At 56.3% G+C, this 21133-nt stretch carries 23 protein-coding genes; 17 read left to right on the top strand and 6 right to left on the bottom strand.

What is annotated here, in order from left to right; all coding sequences use genetic code 11:
- The first annotated feature begins 68 nt into the window (after window positions 1–68).
- From hemN to CAG46_RS04740, 3 genes are all read left to right on the top strand, one after another.
- Entirely contained in the window at window positions 69–1451 is a 1383-nt protein-coding gene (gene hemN / locus CAG46_RS04750; RefSeq protein ID WP_025340016.1) for an oxygen-independent coproporphyrinogen III oxidase, read from the top strand.
- Window positions 1452–1635: 184 nt separating this feature from the next.
- Entirely contained in the window at window positions 1636–2370 is a 735-nt protein-coding gene (gene fnrA, locus CAG46_RS04745) for a Crp/Fnr family transcriptional regulator FnrA (RefSeq protein ID WP_015271145.1), read from the top strand.
- 55 nt (window positions 2371–2425) lie between these two features.
- Complete coding sequence (locus CAG46_RS04740; RefSeq protein ID WP_009683910.1) at window positions 2426–2974, top strand: adenine phosphoribosyltransferase; 549 nt, start codon at window positions 2426–2428, stop codon at window positions 2972–2974.
- Window positions 2975–3105: 131 nt separating this feature from the next.
- On the opposite strand, the gene recR is transcribed toward CAG46_RS04740, so the two are convergent.
- The 3 genes from recR to dnaX form a co-directional block, all read right to left on the bottom strand.
- A complete protein-coding gene (gene recR / locus CAG46_RS04735; RefSeq protein ID WP_003259670.1) occupies window positions 3106–3708 on the bottom strand; it encodes a recombination mediator RecR in 603 nt (200 codons plus the stop codon).
- Between the two features lie 277 nt (window positions 3709–3985).
- Window positions 3986–4321, bottom strand: coding sequence for a YbaB/EbfC family nucleoid-associated protein (locus tag CAG46_RS04730; protein WP_003259671.1), 336 nt, complete (start codon window positions 4319–4321; stop codon window positions 3986–3988).
- 64 nt (window positions 4322–4385) lie between these two features.
- On the bottom strand, window positions 4386–6476 hold the full coding sequence (gene dnaX / locus CAG46_RS04725; protein WP_085614480.1) for a DNA polymerase III subunit gamma/tau: 2091 nt from the start codon (window positions 6474–6476) through the stop codon (window positions 4386–4388).
- A 123-nt stretch (window positions 6477–6599) separates the two neighbouring features.
- On the opposite strand from dnaX, the gene CAG46_RS04720 reads away from it, so the two are divergent.
- The gene (locus tag CAG46_RS04720; protein ID WP_085614481.1) at window positions 6600–7367 is read left to right on the top strand and encodes an ABC transporter substrate-binding protein; all 768 of its coding nucleotides are present in this window, start codon (window positions 6600–6602) and stop codon (window positions 7365–7367) included.
- A gap of 189 nt (window positions 7368–7556) precedes the next feature.
- Here CAG46_RS04720 and CAG46_RS04715 read toward each other — a convergent pair whose 3' ends face one another.
- Window positions 7557–8057 (bottom strand): DUF2938 domain-containing protein, encoded by a 501-nt coding sequence (locus CAG46_RS04715; protein WP_075045880.1) that lies wholly within the window; start codon window positions 8055–8057, stop codon window positions 7557–7559.
- An 82-nt stretch (window positions 8058–8139) separates the two neighbouring features.
- On the opposite strand from CAG46_RS04715, the gene CAG46_RS04710 reads away from it, so the two are divergent.
- From CAG46_RS04710 to CAG46_RS04700, 3 genes are all read left to right on the top strand, one after another.
- A complete protein-coding gene (locus tag CAG46_RS04710) occupies window positions 8140–8562 on the top strand; it encodes a helix-turn-helix domain-containing protein (RefSeq protein ID WP_085614482.1) in 423 nt (140 codons plus the stop codon).
- Window positions 8563–8699: 137 nt separating this feature from the next.
- On the top strand, window positions 8700–9125 hold the full coding sequence (locus CAG46_RS04705; RefSeq protein WP_085592845.1) for a hypothetical protein: 426 nt from the start codon (window positions 8700–8702) through the stop codon (window positions 9123–9125).
- A 143-nt stretch (window positions 9126–9268) separates the two neighbouring features.
- Entirely contained in the window at window positions 9269–9826 is a 558-nt protein-coding gene (locus tag CAG46_RS04700) for a hypothetical protein (RefSeq protein ID WP_256575050.1), read from the top strand.
- A gap of 99 nt (window positions 9827–9925) precedes the next feature.
- Here the strand turns inward: CAG46_RS04700 and CAG46_RS04695 are convergent, their stop codons facing one another.
- Complete coding sequence (locus tag CAG46_RS04695; protein ID WP_085614571.1) at window positions 9926–10696, bottom strand: pirin family protein; 771 nt, start codon at window positions 10694–10696, stop codon at window positions 9926–9928.
- A 226-nt stretch (window positions 10697–10922) separates the two neighbouring features.
- On the opposite strand from CAG46_RS04695, the gene CAG46_RS04690 reads away from it, so the two are divergent.
- From CAG46_RS04690 to CAG46_RS04675, 4 genes are all read left to right on the top strand, one after another.
- Window positions 10923–11249, top strand: coding sequence for a hypothetical protein (locus tag CAG46_RS04690; protein WP_085614484.1), 327 nt, complete (start codon window positions 10923–10925; stop codon window positions 11247–11249).
- Window positions 11250–11566: 317 nt separating this feature from the next.
- The gene (locus CAG46_RS04685; RefSeq protein WP_085614485.1) at window positions 11567–12859 is read left to right on the top strand and encodes a site-specific integrase; all 1293 of its coding nucleotides are present in this window, start codon (window positions 11567–11569) and stop codon (window positions 12857–12859) included.
- A 546-nt stretch (window positions 12860–13405) separates the two neighbouring features.
- Entirely contained in the window at window positions 13406–14107 is a 702-nt protein-coding gene (locus CAG46_RS04680) for a hypothetical protein (protein WP_085614486.1), read from the top strand.
- A 97-nt stretch (window positions 14108–14204) separates the two neighbouring features.
- Window positions 14205–15077 (top strand): hypothetical protein, encoded by an 873-nt coding sequence (locus CAG46_RS04675; protein ID WP_085614487.1) that lies wholly within the window; start codon window positions 14205–14207, stop codon window positions 15075–15077.
- Window positions 15078–15565: 488 nt separating this feature from the next.
- Here the strand turns inward: CAG46_RS04675 and CAG46_RS04670 are convergent, their stop codons facing one another.
- Window positions 15566–15874 carry a hypothetical protein gene (locus CAG46_RS04670; protein WP_046615123.1) on the bottom strand — a complete coding sequence of 103 codons (309 nt, stop codon included), beginning with the start codon at window positions 15872–15874 and terminating at the stop codon, window positions 15566–15568.
- A 113-nt stretch (window positions 15875–15987) separates the two neighbouring features.
- On the opposite strand from CAG46_RS04670, the gene CAG46_RS04665 reads away from it, so the two are divergent.
- The 6 genes from CAG46_RS04665 to CAG46_RS27720 all read left to right on the top strand — a co-directional run bounded on the left by CAG46_RS04665 (window position 15988) and on the right by CAG46_RS27720 (window position 21120).
- On the top strand, window positions 15988–16239 hold the full coding sequence (locus CAG46_RS04665; protein ID WP_085614488.1) for a helix-turn-helix domain-containing protein: 252 nt from the start codon (window positions 15988–15990) through the stop codon (window positions 16237–16239).
- A gap of 30 nt (window positions 16240–16269) precedes the next feature.
- A complete protein-coding gene (locus CAG46_RS04660; RefSeq protein ID WP_085614489.1) occupies window positions 16270–16494 on the top strand; it encodes a hypothetical protein in 225 nt (74 codons plus the stop codon).
- A 238-nt stretch (window positions 16495–16732) separates the two neighbouring features.
- Window positions 16733–17308: a recombinase family protein gene (locus CAG46_RS04655; protein WP_085614490.1), complete on the top strand. Its 576-nt coding sequence runs from the start codon at window positions 16733–16735 to the stop codon at window positions 17306–17308.
- Between the two features lie 354 nt (window positions 17309–17662).
- Window positions 17663–17860, top strand: coding sequence for a hypothetical protein (locus CAG46_RS04650; RefSeq protein ID WP_085614491.1), 198 nt, complete (start codon window positions 17663–17665; stop codon window positions 17858–17860).
- A 53-nt stretch (window positions 17861–17913) separates the two neighbouring features.
- Complete coding sequence (locus tag CAG46_RS04645; RefSeq protein WP_085614492.1) at window positions 17914–18642, top strand: hypothetical protein; 729 nt, start codon at window positions 17914–17916, stop codon at window positions 18640–18642.
- 237 nt (window positions 18643–18879) lie between these two features.
- Window positions 18880–21120 (top strand): NACHT domain-containing NTPase, encoded by a 2241-nt coding sequence (locus tag CAG46_RS27720; protein ID WP_143493347.1) that lies wholly within the window; start codon window positions 18880–18882, stop codon window positions 21118–21120.
- Window positions 21121–21133 lie beyond the last annotated feature (13 nt).

Genomic DNA, 21133 nt, shown 5'->3' with positions numbered 1-21133 from the left:
ATCAACACAGATTCCTACAGACGGCCATAGACTCCGGGGCACTGCTGCTCTTTCCGGGGACCGCCCTCATGCTCGACGACCTTCGTTGGGATACCGACCTGATCCGCCGTTACGACCTGGCCGGACCACGCTACACCTCCTACCCGACCGCCGTGCAACTGCACAGCGAAGTGGGCTCGTTCGACCTGCTCCACGCCCTGCGCGAAAGCCGTCGGGCCGCGCGCCCGCTGTCGCTGTACGTGCATGTGCCGTTCTGCGCCAACATCTGCTACTACTGCGCCTGCAACAAGGTCATCACCAAGGACCGCGGCCGCGCCGCGCCCTACCTGCAGCGCCTGGAGCAGGAAATCCAGCTGATCGCCTGCCACCTCGACCCTAAACAGCGTGTCGAGCAGCTGCATTTCGGCGGCGGCACGCCAACTTTCCTCAGCCATGTGGAACTGCGCCAGCTGATGGCCACCCTGCGCCAGCACTTCCACCTGCTGGACGACGACTCCGGCGACTACGGCATCGAGATCGACCCGCGCGAAGCCGACTGGTCGACCATGGGCCTGCTCCGCGAACTGGGCTTCAACCGCGTCAGCCTGGGCGTGCAGGATCTCGACCCGGCCGTGCAGCGCGCGGTAAACCGCCTGCAGAGCCTGGAGCAGACCCGTACCCTGATCGAAGCCGCGCGCACCCTGCAGTTCCGCTCGATCAACCTCGACCTGATCTACGGCCTGCCCAAGCAAACCCCGGAAGGCTTTGCCCGCACCGTCGAAGAAGTGATCCGCCTGCAACCCGACCGCCTGTCGGTGTTCAACTACGCCCACCTGCCCGAGCGCTTCATGCCGCAACGGCGCATCGACAGCAATGACCTGCCCAGCGCGGCCGCCAAGCTGGAGATGCTGCACGCCACCATCGACCAGCTGACCGCAGCCGGCTACCGCTACATCGGCATGGACCACTTCGCCCTGCCCGACGACGAGCTGGCCATCGCCCAGGAAGAAGGCACCCTGCAGCGCAACTTCCAGGGTTACACCACCCATGGGCACTGCGACCTGATCGGCCTGGGCGTTTCGGCCATCAGCCAGATCGGCGACCTGTACTGCCAGAACAGCAGCGACCTCAACACCTACCAGGACAGCCTGTCCAACGCCCAGCTGGCCACCCAGCGCGGCCTGCTGTGCAACCACGACGACCGCATCCGCCGGGCAGTGATCCAGCAACTGATCTGCCATTTCGAGCTGGATTTCGAGCCGATCGAACAGGCCTTCACCATCGATTTTCGCGGCTACTTCAACGACCTCTGGCCAGAACTGCTGACCTTGCAGCGCGACGGCCTGATCCGCCTGGACGACAAAGGCATCCGCATCCTGCCGGCCGGCCGCCTGCTGGCGCGTTCGGTATGCATGGTGTTCGACGCCTACCTGGCGATGCACAACCGCCAGCGCTTCTCGCGGGTGATCTGAACCGAGTCGTTCAACCGCATGGACAAAGTTCCTTGCCAGGCACACCATGGGCACAGCGAAGGCCCCGGCGCACACCCGCCGGGGCCCGGCCAGTTCGCACCACAACAGCGCACGCTGGCCTACAACCTACGCCGTGAGTTACCCTTACGTCTTATGTGTGCTTTCCCACAAGGATCGAATGAAAATGTCCGAGCCAGTCAAACTGCGCCCACACAACCAGGCCCATTGCAAGGACTGCAGCCTGGCCCCCCTGTGCCTGCCTCTGTCGCTCAACCTGGAAGACATGGATGCACTGGATGAAATCGTCAAGCGTGGGCGGCCGTTGAAAAAAGGCGAGTTCCTGTTCCGCCAGGGCGACAATTTCGGCTCGGTCTACGCGGTACGTTCCGGCGCGCTGAAAACCTTCAGCCTCAGCGACAGCGGCGAAGAGCAGATCACCGGCTTCCACCTGCCCAGCGAGCTGGTCGGCCTGTCGGGCATGGACACCGAAGCCTACCCGGTGTCGGCCCAGGCTCAGGAAACCACCTCGGTGTGCGAAATCCCGTTCGAACGCCTCGACGAGCTGTCGGTGCAGCTGCCGCAGCTACGCCGCCAGCTGATGCGGGTAATGAGCCGGGAAATCCGCGACGACCAGCAAATGATGCTGCTGCTGTCGAAAAAGACCGCTGACGAGCGTATTGCCACCTTCCTGGTCAACCTGTCGGCACGCTTCCGCGCCCGCGGCTATTCGGCCAACCAGTTCCGCCTGAGCATGTCGCGCAACGAAATCGGCAACTACCTGGGCCTGGCGGTGGAAACCGTGTCGCGGGTGTTCACCCGCTTCCAGCAGAATGGCCTGATCCGTGCCGAAGGCAAGGAAGTGCACATTCTCGACCCGATCCAGCTGTGCGCGCTGGCCGGTGGCGCAATGGAGGCCTGAGGCCGGCGTTTAGCGGGTATACTTGGGCATTCGTTTTCCCAGGATACCCGCAACAATGCACAGCGACGCCTTCGACCTCAAAGCCCTGATCCGCCCGGTAGTGGACTTCCCCAAACCGGGCGTGATCTTCCGCGATATCACCCCGCTGTTCCAGTCGCCGCGCGGGCTGCGCTATGTGGCCGACCAGTTCATCGAACGCTATGTCGAAGCCGAGTTCAGCCACATCGGCGCCATGGACGCGCGGGGCTTCCTGATCGGCTCGATCATCGCCCACCAGTTGAACAAGCCACTGATCCTGTTCCGCAAGCAGGGCAAGCTGCCGGCTGACGTGCTGAGCGAGGGTTACCAGACCGAGTACGGCGAAGCCTTCCTGGAAGTGCATGCCGACAGCCTGTGCGAAGGGGATTCGGTGTTGATCTTCGATGACTTGATTGCTACTGGCGGTACGCTGCTGGCAGCGGCCAACCTGGTGCGCCGGACCGGTGCGCAGGTGTTCGAGGCGGCGGCGATCATCGATCTGCCGGAGCTGGACGGGTCGCGCCGGCTGCAGGCGGCCGGGGTGCCGACTTTCTGCCTGACCGAGTTTTCTCTTAGCGAGTACTGAGTTGGGTTTTGGGGCTGCTTTGCAGCCCATCGCGACGCAAGGCCGCTCCTACAGTATCCGAAAATTGCGCGGTCCCTGTGGGAGCGGCCTTGCGTCGCGATGGGCCGCAAAGCGGCCCCAACCATTCTGAATCAGAGCGAAATCGGCCGACGCCCCGCAAACGCATGGGCCAAGGTCCCACCATCCACCAGCTCCAGCTCGCCGCCCAGCGGCACGCCATGGGCAATCCGCGACGCCACCAGGCCCTTCTCGCTCAGCAACTGGGCGATGTAATGCGCCGTCGCCTCCCCTTCCACCGTCGGGTTGGTCGCCAGGATCACCTCGGTGAAGGTGCCCTGCTCCTCGATCCGCGCCATCAGCTGCGGAATCCCGATCGCCTCAGGCCCCAACCCGTCCAGCGGCGACAAGTGGCCCTTGAGCACGAAGTAGCGGCCACGGTAGCCGGTCTGCTCCACTGCATACACATCGGTCGGCCCTTCGACCACACACAACTGGGTATCGTCACGGCGCGTGTCGGCGCATTGCGGGCACAGCTCCTGTTCGGTCAGGGTGCGGCACTGACGGCAATGCCCAACCCCCTCCATGGCCTGGGTCAAGGCCTGGGCCAGGCGCAGGCCGCCGCTGCGGTCACGTTCGAGCAGTTGCAGGGCCATGCGCTGGGCGGTTTTCTGGCCGACACCCGGGAGAATACGCAGGGCATCGATCAGTTGGCGGATGAGAGGGCTGAAGCTCATGGGAAAGGCCTGACAAATCAATAAGAGGCGGTTTATACCCAGCGGGGGCAGTGGCGTCAAATCAGCCAAGGCTTGCGCAGTCCCTGTAGGAGCGGCCTTGTGTCGCGATGGGGCGCGAAGCGGCCCCAGGTTGCCAGCTTCGCAGCATGGATTGCCGGGGCTGCTGCGCAGCCCTTTCGCGACACAAGGCCGCTCCTACAAAGACCGCGGTGGCTGCAGGAACGCACAAAAAAACCGCCGCTGTCATCAGCGGCGGTTTTCGGTAACGCAAATGCCCTTAGAACGGCATCTTGAAGCCCGGCGGCAGCTGCATGCCGGCGGTCATGCTGCCCATCTTGTCCTGGCTGTTCTGCTCGACCTTGCGCACGGCGTCGTTCAGCGCGGCGGCGATCAGGTCTTCCAGCACTTCCTTGTCGTCTTCATCAGTCGACATCAGGCTCTGGTCGATGCTGACACGCTTGACGTCGTGACGACCGGTCATCACCACGCTCACCAGGCCACCACCGGACTGGCCGGTGACTTCGGCGTTGGCCAGCTCTTCCTGCATCTTCTGCATCTTTTCCTGCATCTGCTGGGCCTGCTTCATCAGGCCGGCCATGCCACCTTTCATCATGGGGGTATACCTCGATTGGGTCATGTGATGCGGCCCGGCACCGGGCCGGCCGCATGGTTATCCGTTACTGGCCCTGATTAACCAGGGCTTCTACAGGCTCAATAGTATCCTGCCGCACCTTGGCGCCGAACAACTTGATCATCTGCTGGATCAACGGATCCTGCTCGATCGAGGTGACTGCGTCCTGCTGGCGCTCGGCGCGTTTGCGCGCCGCTGCCTGGGCCGGGGTTTCCTGCTCGGGCAGGATCAGCTCGATGCGCAGGTTCAGCGTGCGCCCCAGGTGCTGGTTGAGCGCTTCGTTAAGGCGCCGCTGCTGGGTGGCGTTGAACAGCGCACCCTGGCCAGGGTCCAGGTGCAGCAGCCAGTCGTCGCCATCGGCGGCAATCAACGTACAGTTTGCCGCGATGTTGCCTGTCATCCCGGATACAGGCAACTGTGGGAATAATTCCAGCCATTGCAGGGCCAGGCCGGTGGCCGGCTTGGCGGCGGGCAGCGGTTCGGCTGCCGGCTTGGGTGCTTCTTCCTGGACGTGTTCGGCCAGTTCGTCCAGGTAGCTGAAGCCGACCGGGTCGCTTTCGCCGCCGTAATAGTCTTCGTCCAACGGCGGTTCATCGTCGCGGTCCATGCCTACTGCGGCATAAGCGGACGGGTCGAAAGGTGGCTCGTCGTCGTGTGCCGGGGCGGCAGGTGCCGGCGTGGGTGCAGCGGGCGGTGCAGGAGCAGGAGCAGGAGCAGGAGCCGGCGCAGGCTCGGCCACTACCGGTGCAGGCGCTGGCGCGGGCTCTTCCCATGGCAGGTCAACCACCTCTGCCACGGGTTCTGGTGCTGGCTCAGATTCACTGACCGGGGCAGGTTCAGCCGCCACCACAGGCTCGACAACTGGCTGTGGCGCTGGCTCGACCGGTGCGGGCGCCTGCACTTGTTGCCCGGCAACCGGTGCAACAGGCTCCACGACAGCAGCGGCCGGCGGCGCCACGGCAACCGCCGGCGCTGCCACCGGGTTTGCAGGATCAGCTGTGGCCTGGCTGATCCCCACTGGCTTTAGTACCGGCTTCGGCGCGTCGTCGGTGTCGGCCGGGCGGAACGCCAGCATGCGCAGCAGGACCATTTCGAAACCACCGCGCGGGTCCGGCGCAAGTGGCAGGTCACGGCGGCCGATCAGGCCCATCTGGTAATAGAATTGCACGTCCTCGGCTGGCAATGCCGAGGCCAGCGCCAGCACCCGCTCTCGGTCGCCCTGGCCGTTGTCCACCGCCTCCGGCAGCGCCTGGGCAATGGCCACGCGGTGCAGCACATTGAGCATCTCGGCCAGCACGCCAGCCCAGTCCGGCCCCTGCTCGGCCAGGTTGCGCACGGCCTCGAGCAAGGCCCGAGCATCGCCTTCGAGCAGCGCCTGCAGCACCCCGTAGACCTGGCCATGATCGAGGCTGCCGAGCATGGCCCGCACGTCGGCGGCCAATACCTTGCCTTCGCCAAAGGCGATGGCCTGGTCGGTCAGGCTCATGGCGTCGCGCATCGAACCATCGGCCGCGCGACCCAGCAGCCACAGGGCATCCGGCTCGAACGGCACGTTCTCGGCAGCCAGGACATGGCTGAGGTGCTCGACCACGCGCTCCGGGCTCATGTTCTTCAGCGAGAACTGCAGGCAGCGCGACAGAATGGTGGCCGGCAGTTTCTGCGGGTCGGTGGTGGCGAGGATGAACTTGACGTAGGGCGGCGGCTCTTCCAGCGTCTTGAGCAAGGCGTTGAACGAGTGGGTCGAGAGCATGTGCACTTCGTCGATCAAGTAGACCTTGAAGCGCCCACGGCTCGGGGCGTACTGCACGTTATCGAGCAGTTCGCGGGTGTCCTCGACCTTGGTGCGGCTGGCGGCGTCGATCTCGATCAGGTCGACGAAACGGCCTTCGTCGATCTCCCGGCACACCGAGCAGGTGCCGCAGGGCGTGGAGGTGATGCCGGTTTCGCAGTTCAGGCACTTGGCGATGATACGGGCAATGGTGGTCTTGCCTACACCCCGGGTACCGGTGAACAGGTAGGCATGGTGCAGGCGCTGGTTGTCCAAGGCATTGATCAAGGCCTTGAGCACATGGGTCTGGCCGACCATTTCGCGGAACGAGCGCGGACGCCATTTACGTGCAAGAACCTGATAACTCATCGAAAAACCATCGTAGCCTGATCGAGCGGAAGATCGCTAATGCTAGCGGAGCGGGGGCAAAATTGCACCCTGCGCAAGTCGTCTAAGCTTTGAAACTGGCGCGCCATCCAGGGAGGATTGCCTTTGCGAAGACTGCTGGCCCTGTTGCTGCTGTGGAGTACCTACAGCCAGGCTGAACAGCCCGTGTTGCGTTTTTCTGTCGCCGAGAGCTGGAGCATGCCGCTGGTGCGCATCGAAAGCGACCAGCCGGTGGACGGTTTGCTGTACGACCTGATGCAGGCCTTGGCCAAGGAGGTGGGCGTACGCCCCGAATACCACGTCATGGCCCGCCTGCGCCTGCAGGAGGCGATGAACAGCGGTGATATAGATGTGCGCTGCTATGTCAGCACCCAGTGGTTCAATGATCGGCCGGGGGATTTTGTCTGGAGCATCCCGCTGCTGCACCAGCGAGACCTGCTGGTAGGCCGCGCTGGCGACAGTACTCCGCTGCCCCCGGAGCAACTGCCTGCCCAGGCCATCGGCACAGTGCTTGGCTACACCTATTCCACCTTGCAACCGCTGCTCGACCAGGGCCGCCTGCACCGCGAGGACAGCCGCAGCCAGTTGCTGGTGCTGCAGAAGCTGCAAGCCGGGCGCTATCGGCATGCGGTAAGCAACCAGCTGTCGTTGCAGTGGTTCAACCAGGGTCTGCCCGCCGAGCAGCAATTGCAGGCGCTGGCGGTGCTGGAGGACCAGGACCTGGGGTGCATGGTACGCAATGACCCGGCGATACCGACCCAAGGGCTGCTGCGGGCACTGGTGCGGATGAAGCAGTCGGGAGAGATCGAGCGGATTGTGCAGCGGTATGGGGGGATGGGCAACCAAGAACCCATGTCTGTGGCTCGCCCCTGAGCCACGCATACCTGATGAAAGACAAACCCGCCCGAAGCTTGCACGCCCGCTGTGGGAGCGGGTTCACCCGCGAACACCGGCAAAGCCGGTGCCATCCACCGAGTTGCCTTCTTCGCGGGCATGCCCGCTCCCACAGGATTGTGCGGTGCAGACACAGTTTCTATTGCAGGCTCAAGCCTGGTGGTGCTGTCAGCAGGCTGATTGCACGCTCGCCAGCAAACCCGCACTCAAGAACATCCCCACGCCAAACACAAAATGCGTGGCCAGGCTCTTAAGGCAGTTGCGCGCAGGCGTCGGCGTCCTCGACGCAAAGAACCCCGCGCCCATCGCCGGCTGCATGAAGCACAAAGGCGCCACGACCGTCACCACACCAACAACCAGCGCTGGCAGCAATGTAGGTGCCAGCAACCAGCCCTCCCCCACGATCACGACCAGCAGCATCGCGAACAGCACGCCGATGGCGTAATGAATCCCCCACCCCAACGCCAGCTCATGCCGCACCGGTTCCGCCTTGGCAATCGCCTGGTGCCGCACACGCCCGTGCAGTAAATGCCCCGCCCAACGCCCGACCATGGCGAAGTTCAGCGTGGCGACACCCATCCGCCTCAGCAGCAGCCCCCACAAGTCCATCACCATCGTGGCACCGATACCAATTGGCAAAGCAGCGGAAAACATCGCAGTAAACGTCATTGAACAAGCCCTCGAAGATTGACGGTCATCACCATGCCGCGCAGCATAGAAGTTGAAGTCAACTTCAAGTCAAGGGCCCGAAATGGACATTGCCGACGTCGCCAAACGCACAGGCGTACCCGCCTCGACGCTGCGCTACTACGAGAAGAAAGGCCTGCTCAAGTCACTTGCCGGGCCTGGCCAGCGACGGCAGTTCGCAACCGATGTTGCAGACCGGCTGGCGTTGATCGCCCTGGGCCAGGCTGCAGGGTTTTCGCTGGATGAAGTGGGGACGATGCTGGTGGACCTGCAGGTCGACCGCCAGATGCTGATCGCCAAGGCCGACGAACTGGATGCACGAATCAGGCGCTTGCAGGCGATGAGCAAGGGCTTGCGGCATGCGGCGCAGTGCCCTGAGGAAGATCATCTGGAATGCCCGAAATTCCAGCGGCTGATGAAGCTGTCGGCGGCGGGGCATGGGAAAAAACAGGGCAGTTCAACAGTTGCCTTTAAGCGGCCAGGATAGAACCACCATCTGGATGCATCATCATCTGAATAGAGTAATGGCAATACGATATCAATGTGCCACTACTCAGTGTAGAGTTACGCGCCTCCGCGCCAAGCCGTGCGCCGAGAACAGTACTCACACTCAGGAAATGTTGCATGTCCACAATTCGAAATCTGACCGCTGCCGCACTGATAGCGCTGACCACTGGTTGTGCTACCGGCCTCAATTCGGCCCAAGAGTCGGAACTTGCCAGCTATCGCGCCAGAAACCTCGCGGTTGAAGAAAAAAGCCCAGGGCTTGCTGCCGGCCTTGGCCTGCTTCCAGGTGGCGGTTCGTTCTACGGTCGCGCATATGGCTTTGGTGTGGTGAACCTGCTGTTCTGGCCGCTTTCCATTCTGTGGGACCCGGTGAGTGGGCATGACGCTGCAGAGATGATCAACTACCAAGCCAGCAAAGCCCATGTTGCAACGCTGAAAAAGCACGACATGGACGAACTCGATGCCAAGCTGGAGTCTGACTCGATCGACCTCAAACGCTACACGCTCGACAAACGCAGAATCGATGAGAAGTACAACCTGTAAAGGCATCTGCCGCACAGCGCAACGCTCGGCCTGAGGCCTGTACGTTCCCAACGATGCCGCGGCGCGCCTTTCAATAGTTGAAGCCATACACGATGTATGGCTTTCGTCTTGCTTTACCGGCATATCACTCAAGGATTATTCAAGTGACCTACTTCCGTGTGTTTCTAGTCTCGGTATTTATTGCCCTTTGCACAGGGTGCGCTTCGCCTGCTCAAATTTCCGGAATGTCCGTGGCATCCGACCAGACCGATGCGCAGTTTTATGATCAACGCCTGCATCGCAACATTCAGGTGACCGAAGTAAATGGCGGAGACGCCACCAACCCGCTCTGGACTTCGGAAATCGACGGCCCGGACTTTGGTGCTGCACTCAAACAATCACTTGCCAGTGCTGACCTGCTTGGCGAAGCACCTGCTGCCTACACCCTGCGCGCCAACCTGCTGCGGGTCGACCAACCCATTTTTGGCCTGGATTTCGAAGTTACCTGCGAGGCTGAATATACGTTGACCGAGTCTGCTTCAAACACCGTTATTTTCCGAGAGATCATTCGGACGCCCTTTACCGCTGGCGTTGGTGACTCCGTTATCGCGATCAAGCGCCTGCGCCTGGCCAATGAAGGTTCGGCACGCACAAATATCAGCACGCTGCTGAATCGCCTCAAGGCGCTCAAACTCGAGGCCGGACAGGTTTCTCTAAAGTAATGGATACCTGCTGATACCGGGCTTTCGATGCGGGTAGGACAACAGCGCCTACTCCGCTGCATCGGCGCGGTCGCGGCAGGAATGGAAGTCAGAAGGCACCTACCGGCGCCGGGCACATGCCTGCGTCTTGCAGCCCCCGAAGGATTGCTTGCTGGAAGGTGCCGAGCCTGTTGCCCGGAGATCGAACACCAGCACCTGCGCATCAGTAGCGTGGCTGAACGTGACCGCCTGGGTTTCCGTCAGCTTCAGTCCGTCGCCCTCCACAACAGTTTCTCCGTTCACCCGGAGCCTGCCTGCGACAACGTGGACATAGGCGTGTCGTCGCCCTGCGAGGGCCAGAGTATGCGACTCACCTTGTGAGAAGTTGCCCGCATAGATTTTCGTATCCTGGAGGATTTTCAGCGATCCGGCTTGTCCCGTTTTCGAGGCGATCAGCTGGAGCTCTCCATGCCGTTCTCCGACCGGAAAATGCTTCTGTTGGTATGAAGGCTTGGTGCGAGACGAATGGGGGGTCAGCCAGATTTGCAGCAGATGCACAGGCTGGGTAGCGGAAGCATTGAATTCGCTGTGCTCGATACCTGAGCCGGCGCTGATGAGCTGAAAGTCGCCTGCGTGAATCCTGGTGCTGTTTGCCAGGGTGTCTCGATGGGCCAATGTTCCCTTGAGGACATAGGTCAGGATCTCCACATCACGATGGCCATGTTGGCCGAAGCCTTTACCCTGTGAAATCCAGTCTTCGTTGATGACGCGCAGGTCCGAGAAACCACTCTCTTGCGGGTTTCTATAGCTTCCAAACGAGAAGGAATGCCGGGATTTCAGCCACGGCAAACGGGTCGCGCCCCGATCACCTGCCTTGCGGATCTCTTTCATGCTCACACCGAAATGCATTGCTTCAAAGAGGACGCAGCTTAGAGGAGAGTTTGATCGAATAAAAATATCAGAAACTGCTCTGAATCATCGATTTGATAGACATTCGGTGATCCTGAGACGCTCGTTACTCATCAAAATCAATGATAGGTAACATCGACATTTGCCTGTTTTCTATCAGCCAAATGAAATGGAGAATGGCGCCTGAACTCAAATCTGGAACTGTCTGATGCGCTTTCTGCCTCTTGCTGCTGCCTCCTTCACTATCACACTGCTGGCGGGGTGCGCATCCGCGCCTAACCAGCCGACAAAGGAGTTGCTGACCGCAAAATCTCCAGAAGCTTTTTCCGCCTGCGTCATGCAGAAGTTGCAAGAGAATCAGCAATCGCCGAACGTCACCCATACGAGCCGAAGCTATCGCGTGATCCTGAGCAGCCCTGTTGCGGCGGACAATGTGATCGAGACGTTCAAAGGAGACACGGGCGGGAAAGTCTACGTTTATCAGCGAGGGCTCTTTTCTGAAAACCTCGTTCGTGTAGCTTCCCAATGCGCTTGAGGAGAGGGAGGCTCTCACCAGGCCGAAGTTATCGAGTTGGGTAATGCGAGGAATCCTTGAAAATTCAAGGACCTGAAATGGAGGCGGCCCCACCAGCCACACCCCGGCACTCGATGTTCCCGCTATGGCTGCTCCCTTCCGGGCCTGACCATGTGGCATGCAAGCATGCTGGTAATCAATGCAGACCTTATGGGGCAAGGGTTTCAGGCTGATGGGGAAACCAGAGTTCTACCGGTAAGCACACCCAGCATGGGTGCTCAAAACTTGGGTGTAGCCAGCACTGTCACACTTTGCTGTAACACTTTGGTGTCACACCCATGGCCTACATCATCAAGCGCGGGGCGCTCTACTACCTGAATCTCAAGCTGCCAAAGCACCTATTCCCGAGGTGTAACACTTTGCGTTTGAGCCTGAACATACGGCATCGTCAAAGCGCCATCTTCATTGCCACGTCACTGGTGCAGCGGTTGCATCACCACCTTAGCGAGCACCCTTTTGCAGACCTCCAGACGCTTCGTACGTTGTGTTCACAGTGGCGGGACTCTACACCCACGCCCACTGTCCAAACCGCTCCACGGATCGCTACGGCAGTCTCAGCGAAACGGAATAGCGACAGCCCTACCCTCACTACACTCTCCAAGCTTTATATAGAGGAAGGGAAACGGGGAGGCACATGGCGACAGGTCAGCACCGAGGAAGTCGAGCGAGCCTTATCAGACCTTTTCGAGTTGGTGGGTGACATGCCCGCTAAAGTTTTCGATGCGCACCAAGCACGCCTTCTAAAGGAACGGCTCAGCCTATGCCCGCAATATTTCGGCTTACGCCCCGAGTTCAAGGGAAAGACGCTGAGGCAGGTGGTTGACTCAGGAAGTTCTTACAAGACCATTACCGCTGTCACAGTGAACAATCGGCTACGCAAGCTCACTGCCTTCCTGAACTGGTGCAAAACGAATGGGTACGTCACAGACAACCCACTGACGGGCATGAAAGTGATGACAGGATCAGCGAAGGAAGCCCGGCTGTCTTTTGAACGACCCGACCTAAATGCCCTGCTGAACCACGATGTACTGCGAAGAGAAGCCCGAAAGCACCCGTGGCGTTACTGGCTGCCACTCCTTGGGCGAACCACTGGGGCACGACTGGAAGAACTGTGCCAACTGCGTGTCGATGACTTCATTGAGCAACAGGGCGTCCAGTGCATCCGCATCGACGACAGCCGTGAAGGCCAGAACCTTAAGAATGCCAGCAGCCGCCGAGTACTTCCCCTGCACCCTTCACTGATTGAGCTGGGATTGTTGCAGTACGCTGAATCGGTGAGGACAGATGGAGCTGATCGCCTGTTCCCCGAGCTTGAAGCAGTACGCGGTAAACGAGGTCACGCGGCATCTAAATGGTTTGGACGCTACAAGACGAAACTCGGCATCACCGACCCCCGCAAAACCTTCCACAGCTTCCGCCACACCTTCATTGATGACCTGCGTGATGCTGGCGTTCAAGACTCACTGATCAAGCGGATGGTGGGTCATGAAGATAGCTCCGTGACCTTTGGCATCTACGGCAGCAGGACGCCAATCAAGGCGATGGTCGAGGCCATGAAGCACATCAAATAACCTCGAATAACCCACCAATAACCTCGGTAAACCTTCCCTTCAGCGGAATGATATCCAGCCGCCTTCACGCAAAACCCAATGATTACGGGGCAAAAGGGAGGTCTGAACTAAACAAAGCCCCTTCCTTCCCCCTGCAAAAGGTTTTTCAGACTTTTCGCCATGATGATGGTGTGCAAGAGATGGATCACCCCCTGCACGAACTGTCAACAACTATTGACAAACGGTCGCCCAATATGAGACTATACGAATCTGCTCAGTAAGCAGACATACATCTTTGAAGCCTCTACGCAACTACGGTGCGATCAAATCGCCCAGAAATTGCAGGAGGCTTTTTAGTGTCCACGTTTTGGTTGACCACCATCTGACGGTCTATGCAGCTCATGAGAACTACCCATGACAAATGCAATCGCAGCACCACCAACCTTGAGGTCAATGACATCGAATAGCTGAGTTCCCACTCCTCCATAACGAGAAGAATGACTAGCCCGATGCCGACCTTGAGTCGGTTTTTTATTGCCCATTTTTCAACTGAACGGAGGTAACAACATGCATCAACACAGCACCAACGACATCACCCGGACCATCTTCGTAGCACCCTGCGTGGCTGGAGTCCGCCTTGATTACAGCCTCGGGGAAGAACTGCCGCTGTTTGGTCCTACGATCAACGAAAAACTGGTCTGCGGCGTCGGATATGACTCGATTGAGAGACGAAAGGCACTGGGCTTGCCTTATCACGAGACCACTAGCCGTGCCTACTCACGCTGGCGTGACATGCTGCATCGATGCTACGGGTCAGACGCCCCGGCCTATGAGGGTTGCACAGTTTGCAAGAAGTGGCACGACTTCCAAGAGTTTGCCGACTGGTTCGTCGCTCAGCCTTATGCGAACGCTGAAGGCATGGAAGTCGACAAAGACATTCTTGATCCGCTGAATACTGTCTACTCACCTGAGCACTGCTCGCTCGTGCCAAGGATGATCAACCAGATGTTTCGGAACACCCGGAGCCAGCGTGGAATTCTGCCCATTGGGGTAACTCTTGGGCCGAGAGGAAAAGGGTTTGTCGCCCGTATTTCAAAGTACGGTAGGTCGGTGTATCTGGGTAAGTTCAACGACATTATCAAGGCATTCGATGCATACAAGGCAGCTCATTCTGCCTACTGCAATGAACTTGCAGATGAATACGAGGGACGGATTGACCCCCGAGTGCTTGAGCGTCTTCGCGCCTGCTATCGCCACATCCACGACTGATCTGAACCGCGCCCCACCGCAGGTTTTTCGTAAGCCTGCGGCAACCAATACCAACGAGGCCAACGCCTATGAAATGAACTGAACGAGGAGGACATCCATGCCGTACCCGCTCGCCCTGAATACGCCAACCACCACTGAACCCACCCCTGCCACCAATCTGCTCTCCCAAGCGGAGCTGGAAGCATTGAATGCACGAATCTCGGCCAACGCTGATAAGTGGCTGGCAGACAATGCACCGAAAACCAAGAGCAAGGCCGAACGTAAGCCCAAGAGCAATCGTGGACGGAAGCCCAAGATGATTGAGAATCCTTTCTATGGATTCATCGGCTGCACAACGCATTGGGGTCGCTACCCAGTGTTTGCAGAGAGCATTATCGAAGGAGTTGCACGACTGGATTGGCATGATCGCCCTGATGGAAAAGGTGGAAAATCAATGCCATTGTCTGTACGCAACCTTGCTGTGATTCTGGAAAGCCTGCCAGTCATCAGCAACGAAACCGTTGAAGATTTGCTGCAACTGGGTGAAAGGCACGCTCGGCGCTACTTCAAAGCGATACTGTTGATCGTTCCAAGCATGATGGAAAGCCGCCCTCAGTCCCTCATCAACGAGATGGAAGGAATCGAGCCTGAACCGAAACCTTGTGAGTGGGAAGATTGGGATGACGCGTGCGCTCCAAGTGCTGAAGAGCTGGCAAAGCTGCACTACGACCTTCGTACCTTGACCGAATACAGGACGGCAGAAGAGTACGAGGCGGAATACCCAATTCATCCGATCAATGCCAATGTCGTAACGCTCCCGACTCACAATCAGCACCATCGCCAGAACCCCAAGAGGCAGGATGTGATGAGGATGCTCGCACAAGGCATGGCTGTTAAGGCCATTGAGCGGGACACCGGGGTATCGGCAAAAACCGTTAGAAAGTGGCGTGACGAGTTGCAGAACGTGCATGATAAGTTGCAGGTCGCGTAAGCGGCCTTCTCACAGGGGGGGGGGAGTAATACGGCCGCATATATCATAGAAGCACTTCAATGCAGAGCATTGGGCGTTACACCATCAATGAGTCGTGCACCGGGAGAACAAACAACAAAGTTGCCCCAAATGAAAACAGCTATCATTGTCAGCTTACGCTAACGGCCAAGCGTACTAGTCCAACCAACCAATAACATGGTTGGACAACAAGAATGCGAGCAGCCACTAGAGCTACGCTCTGATCGTGCAAAACTCAATCCTGCGGATCGGATGTTGTGCACAGGAGGAACAGCGTCAGCTGTGGATAGTACGGATTAGCAGGTTGGGGGTGTTGGTTGTTTCACCCCCTCTACACCGTTAGGTGTCCACGATCCTGACCTACGGTCATATACAGTGCAATCAGCTGAAAGCTTGCCGCTTTCGGTGCAAACGCCCAGCGGAGCTGATCAAGGAATTTGCTTTGACGCTCCGCTGAAGGTGCGCAGCCTCTACCGTAGGTAGAAGTACAGGAACACTACCACCAACACAACGAAAATCACCCTTCCTTGAAGCACATCAGCATTCAGCTTGTCTGTCTTGATCTGCTGGTGCGTGGCAGCATCGCTCAAGCCCTGAGACTTGTAGTGCATGATCTGATCAATTTCCCTATCGATCTTCTTGTTCTGACCATCGTTGCTTCGCATTGTGATGCCCCACACGATCAACCAAAGCCCTCCTGTCAGAACGGTCAGGATCAGGTGCAGGATGTGGTTTGTCTTCTTCTTGCGACTGGTCAATACGAACAGTTTTTCGTTCACGGTTATCTCCATATTCTGATAGCCAAGATCAAGGCCAAGGTGAAATTTATCCCAAATTCAGATATCTGAAAACCGGATATAGCTTGGATAGCTACGCCACCTAGCTACCGACCATGACCAAAACGATCTATCGACCTGAACATACCGCCCTCTTGAACTTGCTCAGGAAGCACAGAAAAGCAGCTGGCTTGACCCAAGTGGAGTGCTCAAAGGCCCTGAATCGCCCTCAGTCCTTTATGAGTGACGTGGAGAACGGGACACGTCGACTGGACATTGTGCAGCTCCGAGACTTATGTAAGGTGCTGGGAATCAGCCTCCCAGAGCTGGTAGAAGAGCTTGAGAACGCGATCACGACAAGCCAGTAAGCCAAACCAACCCACACAGGACAACTCATCATGGATGACCGCAGTTCAATCACTGCTGACACGCTGGAACTACTGCACCTCAACCAGATCGCCATACGTGCTGGCCTTGAGGAGCTCTCTCTCTGGATCAAGCAACGCGGATCGACGAACGTGCACGACAATGTGTTGAGCATCATGCACACCCTCGACACCAATGCCGAAGCCATCGCCTCAGGCATCGAGTCTCTACGCTCTACAGATATGCGGCCAGAGTGATTCGCTACGTCATCCATGACCTTTCAATGTTGCGACTGGAAAGAAGGCATCAGGAGCAGATGGTGGTTTACAAGGTCGTGGTTCTAAAGCAGATAGAGCAAACCTGCTAGCTCATTAAACGGACGTTTTACGACCCTAGCGGTAAGTGGGCTCATAAGGTATCAACAAATATGATTTTCTTTTTATGATACCACTGATATTATGACACCACACTAAGTGACCCTACCGAGCACGCCCAATGTCCCGCACCTTCGTTTATGCCCGCGTCTCCACCAACGATCAAACTACAGACAACCAACTGCTTGAGGTGAAGGGGGCAGGTTTCCATGTAGAGCCACACCGTGTCATAACCGAGACAATCAGCGGCAGCACACAAGCAAGCGACCGTCCGGGCTTCCAGAAGCTGCTAGAGCGAATGGAAAAAGGTGATGTGTTGATCGTCACCAAGCTTGACCGTCTTGGTCGTAACGCAATGGATGTACGCACCACTGTAGAGAAGCTGGATTCCGCAGGCATCAAGGTGCACTGCATCGCCCTTGGTGGTGTAGACCTCACCAGTGCAGCAGGCAAGATGACAATGCAGGTGCTGAGTGCTGTGGCAGAGTTTGAGCGTGACCTGCTGATCGAACGCACCCATGCAGGCATCAACCGTGCAAAAAACGAAGGCAAGAAACTGGGCCGTCCCGAAGCGGTGGGTACTACCAAGGATGTGCAGGAATGCAAAGCGGATGGTCTGAGCCAAAGCCAAACGGCTGAGAAGCTTGGTATCAGCCTGGCCACCATCAAGCGTCATTGGAACAAGTCAGCAGCGTGAAGAGAGCAGCAATAGGGAGCTTCACCTATCAACCTATAGCCACCAATACAAACCACTCAATCGCCTTGCTATGGCTCTCTCAGGGGCTGTAGTGCGGCGTTTTTGTTACTAGCTACGATGCCTGAGCATCACAGCTTATTTTCAACAATAAACGGTTTTCATTCCCCTCCTCTCGCGTCCTGCCAAGAAGCCCGGGCAATCCACCAGATTATTTTGCCAGCCTGATTTTCAAATCACTCTCAGAGCGCTCAGGAAATTTTCGACGGGGATAGTTTTTCTGACATTCGCCCTCTAGAAATGCAGGTATAGGATGATGGTACAGTGGTAGCTCCTTCACCGCGGAGCGTTGAAACCATGCCCATCCGTAGAACAGGAAATCTCGATCTAGGTGTCGAAGTTGTAAAACTCACGCAAGACAGGCTAGCAGGCTTCCTCAGTGAAGAGGAGCTAGCTCAGACGAAAGTAAAAATTGTGGATGGCAAGCTTTCATTCACCGCACCCGAATCGGTGCTCAAGAGAATTATACAAAATTTCGGCCAACCCGCTGGTTGACGTATAGGTGATATGCCCATGCTGACGCGTGGGCATTGTTGAGGGGAAGTTAAGTGGGAGAGACGGATACACCAGACTTCAACAAAGCAAGAAGCTACCTGATAGGCTTTTCCACTGTCGTGCTTCTGCTGTGGTATTTCGGTACAGACCTTTCGACCTTCAAGCTGCTCGGGAACGAGATCAAGCTCAAGGAAAATGTGCAAAACGTTTGGATGGTTCTGGCAGGGATCAACACCTACCTATGGGTGAGGCTATATCAGCGAACCCCCGAGGGTAGCTTTCGGTTTGATCTTGCAATGCACGAACTGTACGACAAAACACTTGTCGCGGTAATGAGGCGACTACAGAAGAAGCAGATGCGAAGCCATGCTATGAAGCTCATCACTAGGACGCCCGGCACTGTTGAAGGTAAGGTCAACCTTCTGAGCTTCAATCCGAAAGGCAAGATGACCTACGCGGATAGACAGCCGCCTCCCGGGGCAGAACCGCCAGATAAGCTGACCGTGATTCGAAAGCTAGATAGCAACACGAGAAACGAGATTCGCTATACCTTTTACATTCACTACACCGTGGGCAATAGCGACCATCATCAGCACGGCGGTGAGGCCTTCACCACAACGCCTTCCGGTCTCGTTGCAAGACTCGTCAAATGGTACGTTTTTGCTAGAGGAGCGATTGTCTCCCCTTGGTTCTTCGATCATGTCACCCCTTTCTTATTGGGCTGCATGAGCATAGGTGTAGCTCTGTTCAACTGGTATCAGATCAATTTTCCACACGCATAAACGCATGCTCAAGGGAGGCCGCTCGGGATAGGTTAAGGCCCGAGGTTCTGACACGCATGCCCACAAAGCAAGGCACTTTACGACTTTTGAATCCTGCTCTGTAGCCGATCACCTAACTCGATGATATCATTTCAGCATCACTCGGACCTGACACACGGTAACCAATACCGCATGCTTTCTGCCGAACATCTTGACATTCAGCCAAGATTAAAATGCGGTATCTGATAGGAAGTTTAGATGAAAAGCTGGAAGCAACTCGAAGAGCACACGCGAAATCTGGCATCAATAATATGGAAAAGGCAAGCCATACCCGAAAGAATACATGGCGTTAACTTTGATGCAGTTTTGCGTATTTCGGAAGAAGAAATAGTTTTAATTGAGATCACGGAAGAATCTAACTTAGAAAAAGTTAGAACCGACATCGCGAAAATCGCTGCCGTGAAATTAAATTTCATGATTGAAGGCGTACTCGCCAAGGCTTACATAGTATTGAGCCGAGAGCCAAGCCCCGGCATGATCGATCTCGCCAAGGCATCGAAGATATCTATAACATCCATTAGAAACTTTATTAAAGAAGCGTTTGACTACCAATCCTATAGTACGCTCAGGAGGGCGGTGGCATTTGGCAGCGCGATAAATCCGACGACCGGAGAGCCAGACAAGCACGACTATATTCCCGTCATCTATACAGATGAAAGTGAGAGAAAAAAATACAAGATCAAAGATATCTGTGTAAAACTCGAACGCGGCGACAAGATAATACTCTTAGGCGATTATGGAACAGGCAAGAGCAGGTGCACCAAGGAAGTATTTGAGTATTTTTCAACCTCGACTGAATCAGGAAGAAATTTCTTACTATCAATTAACCTACGCGAGCACTGGGGCGCAACTACCGCAATTGAAATAATCGCCGGCCACCTACAACGCCTAGGGATGTCAGAAGCCGTTGACAGAACGATGCAACTTTTACGATCTGGCCATATCACTTTAATTCTTGATGGCTTTGATGAAGTTGGCTCTCAAACATTTGGCACCAATCAGGACCGAAGAGCATCCATCAGGAAAACGGCACTACAAGGAATTAGAGAGCTCATTTCTGCTACACCTGCAGGCGTTCTTATCACAGGTCGCCCACATTACTTTAACAGCCATCAAGAAATGTACGAAAGCCTTGGTATCAGCACTCGAATTCAAGGAGACACTTTAATAAAGTGCGCCACTGAATTTAATGTTGATCAAGCCAAAGAATATCTGAAAAACATCGGATTGAGCTCTGTCGTTCCTCAATGGCTCCCTCGAAAGCCACTGATGTTCCAGATACTTGCGGAAATCGAAGCATCGGAAGCTGATCGAATTCTCTCAGCCTCGTCCGGTGAAATTGGTTTCTGGGGCCAGTTCATTGACACAGTGTGTGTCAGGGAAGCGAAAATTCATTCTTCCATTGATCCAACTTCGGTTCGAGAAGTACTTACTAATCTGGCCAGCTATACACGGTCAGGCGATCGAGAACTAGGCAGATTAAGCCCAAAAGATGTCAATAAAGCTTATGAGGCTGCGACCGGGATGGTTCCTGATGAGTCTGGGCAACTCATGCTCAGCCGTCTATGCACTTTAGGGAGAATTGAGCCAGAATCACCTGACCGTCAGTTTGTTGATCCATATATTGTTCAGCTATTATTTGCCGAGAGCTTAGCCGAAGATATATCAAACAAAAATTACGATATACTCTCCCTTCATTGGCGACAGTCAATCCAGCAAATTGGACTTTTATTCCTCGCACAATGGATAGAGCTCTACGATCTCGAAAAAGAGGCACTATCCATGATTCACCGTGTAGCCAACCCTGTAAACGGACAAGCTGTCGGAGAGCTGGTGGCCGCATTGACACTTATGCATCAAGGGGAATTAGACCTAGGAGGGCTTAGAGTTCAGGATGCCGAAATCTGCACCCTTCACCTCGGCCATATCGAATTGCAAAACGTAACATTTATAAATTGTTTATTTGGCACGCTTGCATTTGATTCTTGCAAAATCAACGAGAATTCTAGAGTAGAAATACATAAATCTTATGCCGCAATGGCTACGGGACTTACATCTAAAGATGCTTTGCCCAGCTGGGTAACCAGCACAATCATTGAGGAAACCCAGAGCGCGTCCAACGCTTCAAGAATAAAATCTAGTAATCTGCCGCCAGCGCAAAAGCTATTCCTATCAATAATCCAAAAAATCTTCTTCCAAAGGGGCGGCGGAAGAAAGGAGAGCTCTTTGTACAAGGGTGGATTCGGTGAGCAGTACGACCGAAAAACCATTGATCAAATATTGGCAATACTGGTTAACGATGGCTTCGTCGAAAAAAGCAAGGACAACTCTGTCTTTATCTACAACCCTAAGCGTGAATACACGCCACGAATGAGGGCAATCAGAGATCAATTAGGTCTCAGCAAAGATGCACTCTGGTTAAAGATATCAACACTTTAATCTCCATCCCCTC

Origin of the sequence: Pseudomonas sp. B23(2017), from assembly GCF_002113725.1 — a bacterium.
In the GTDB taxonomy this organism is placed as follows: domain Bacteria; phylum Pseudomonadota; class Gammaproteobacteria; order Pseudomonadales; family Pseudomonadaceae; genus Aquipseudomonas; species Aquipseudomonas putida_Z.
The sequence above is the reverse complement of the archived record's forward strand: the minus strand, read 5'-3'. Positions and strand labels throughout refer to the sequence as shown.

What these genes read in the sequence shown, in the direction of transcription:
- CAG46_RS04655 (WP_085614490.1), top strand. Translation starts at nt 16,733, where the DNA reads ATGTCCCGCACCTTCGTTTATGCCCGCGTCTCCACCAACGATCAAACT.
- CAG46_RS04650 (WP_085614491.1), top strand. Translation starts at nt 17,663, where the DNA reads ATGCCCATCCGTAGAACAGGAAATCTCGATCTAGGTGTCGAAGTTGTA.
- CAG46_RS04675 (WP_085614487.1), top strand. Translation starts at nt 14,205, where the DNA reads ATGCCGTACCCGCTCGCCCTGAATACGCCAACCACCACTGAACCCACC.
- CAG46_RS04665 (WP_085614488.1), top strand. Translation starts at nt 15,988, where the DNA reads ATGACCAAAACGATCTATCGACCTGAACATACCGCCCTCTTGAACTTG.
- fnrA (WP_015271145.1), top strand. Translation starts at nt 1,636, where the DNA reads ATGTCCGAGCCAGTCAAACTGCGCCCACACAACCAGGCCCATTGCAAG.
- CAG46_RS04730 (WP_003259671.1), bottom strand. Translation starts at nt 4,321, where the DNA reads ATGATGAAAGGTGGCATGGCCGGCCTGATGAAGCAGGCCCAGCAGATG.
- CAG46_RS04715 (WP_075045880.1), bottom strand. Translation starts at nt 8,057, where the DNA reads ATGACGTTTACTGCGATGTTTTCCGCTGCTTTGCCAATTGGTATCGGT.
- hemN (WP_025340016.1), top strand. Translation starts at nt 69, where the DNA reads ATGCTCGACGACCTTCGTTGGGATACCGACCTGATCCGCCGTTACGAC.
- CAG46_RS04660 (WP_085614489.1), top strand. Translation starts at nt 16,270, where the DNA reads ATGGATGACCGCAGTTCAATCACTGCTGACACGCTGGAACTACTGCAC.
- CAG46_RS04680 (WP_085614486.1), top strand. Translation starts at nt 13,406, where the DNA reads ATGCATCAACACAGCACCAACGACATCACCCGGACCATCTTCGTAGCA.
- CAG46_RS27720 (WP_143493347.1), top strand. Translation starts at nt 18,880, where the DNA reads ATGAAAAGCTGGAAGCAACTCGAAGAGCACACGCGAAATCTGGCATCA.
- recR (WP_003259670.1), bottom strand. Translation starts at nt 3,708, where the DNA reads ATGAGCTTCAGCCCTCTCATCCGCCAACTGATCGATGCCCTGCGTATT.
- CAG46_RS04705 (WP_085592845.1), top strand. Translation starts at nt 8,700, where the DNA reads ATGTCCACAATTCGAAATCTGACCGCTGCCGCACTGATAGCGCTGACC.
- dnaX (WP_085614480.1), bottom strand. Translation starts at nt 6,476, where the DNA reads ATGAGTTATCAGGTTCTTGCACGTAAATGGCGTCCGCGCTCGTTCCGC.
- CAG46_RS04690 (WP_085614484.1), top strand. Translation starts at nt 10,923, where the DNA reads ATGCGCTTTCTGCCTCTTGCTGCTGCCTCCTTCACTATCACACTGCTG.
- CAG46_RS04740 (WP_009683910.1), top strand. Translation starts at nt 2,426, where the DNA reads ATGCACAGCGACGCCTTCGACCTCAAAGCCCTGATCCGCCCGGTAGTG.
- CAG46_RS04695 (WP_085614571.1), bottom strand. Translation starts at nt 10,696, where the DNA reads ATGAAAGAGATCCGCAAGGCAGGTGATCGGGGCGCGACCCGTTTGCCG.
- CAG46_RS04685 (WP_085614485.1), top strand. Translation starts at nt 11,567, where the DNA reads ATGGCCTACATCATCAAGCGCGGGGCGCTCTACTACCTGAATCTCAAG.
- CAG46_RS04710 (WP_085614482.1), top strand. Translation starts at nt 8,140, where the DNA reads ATGGACATTGCCGACGTCGCCAAACGCACAGGCGTACCCGCCTCGACG.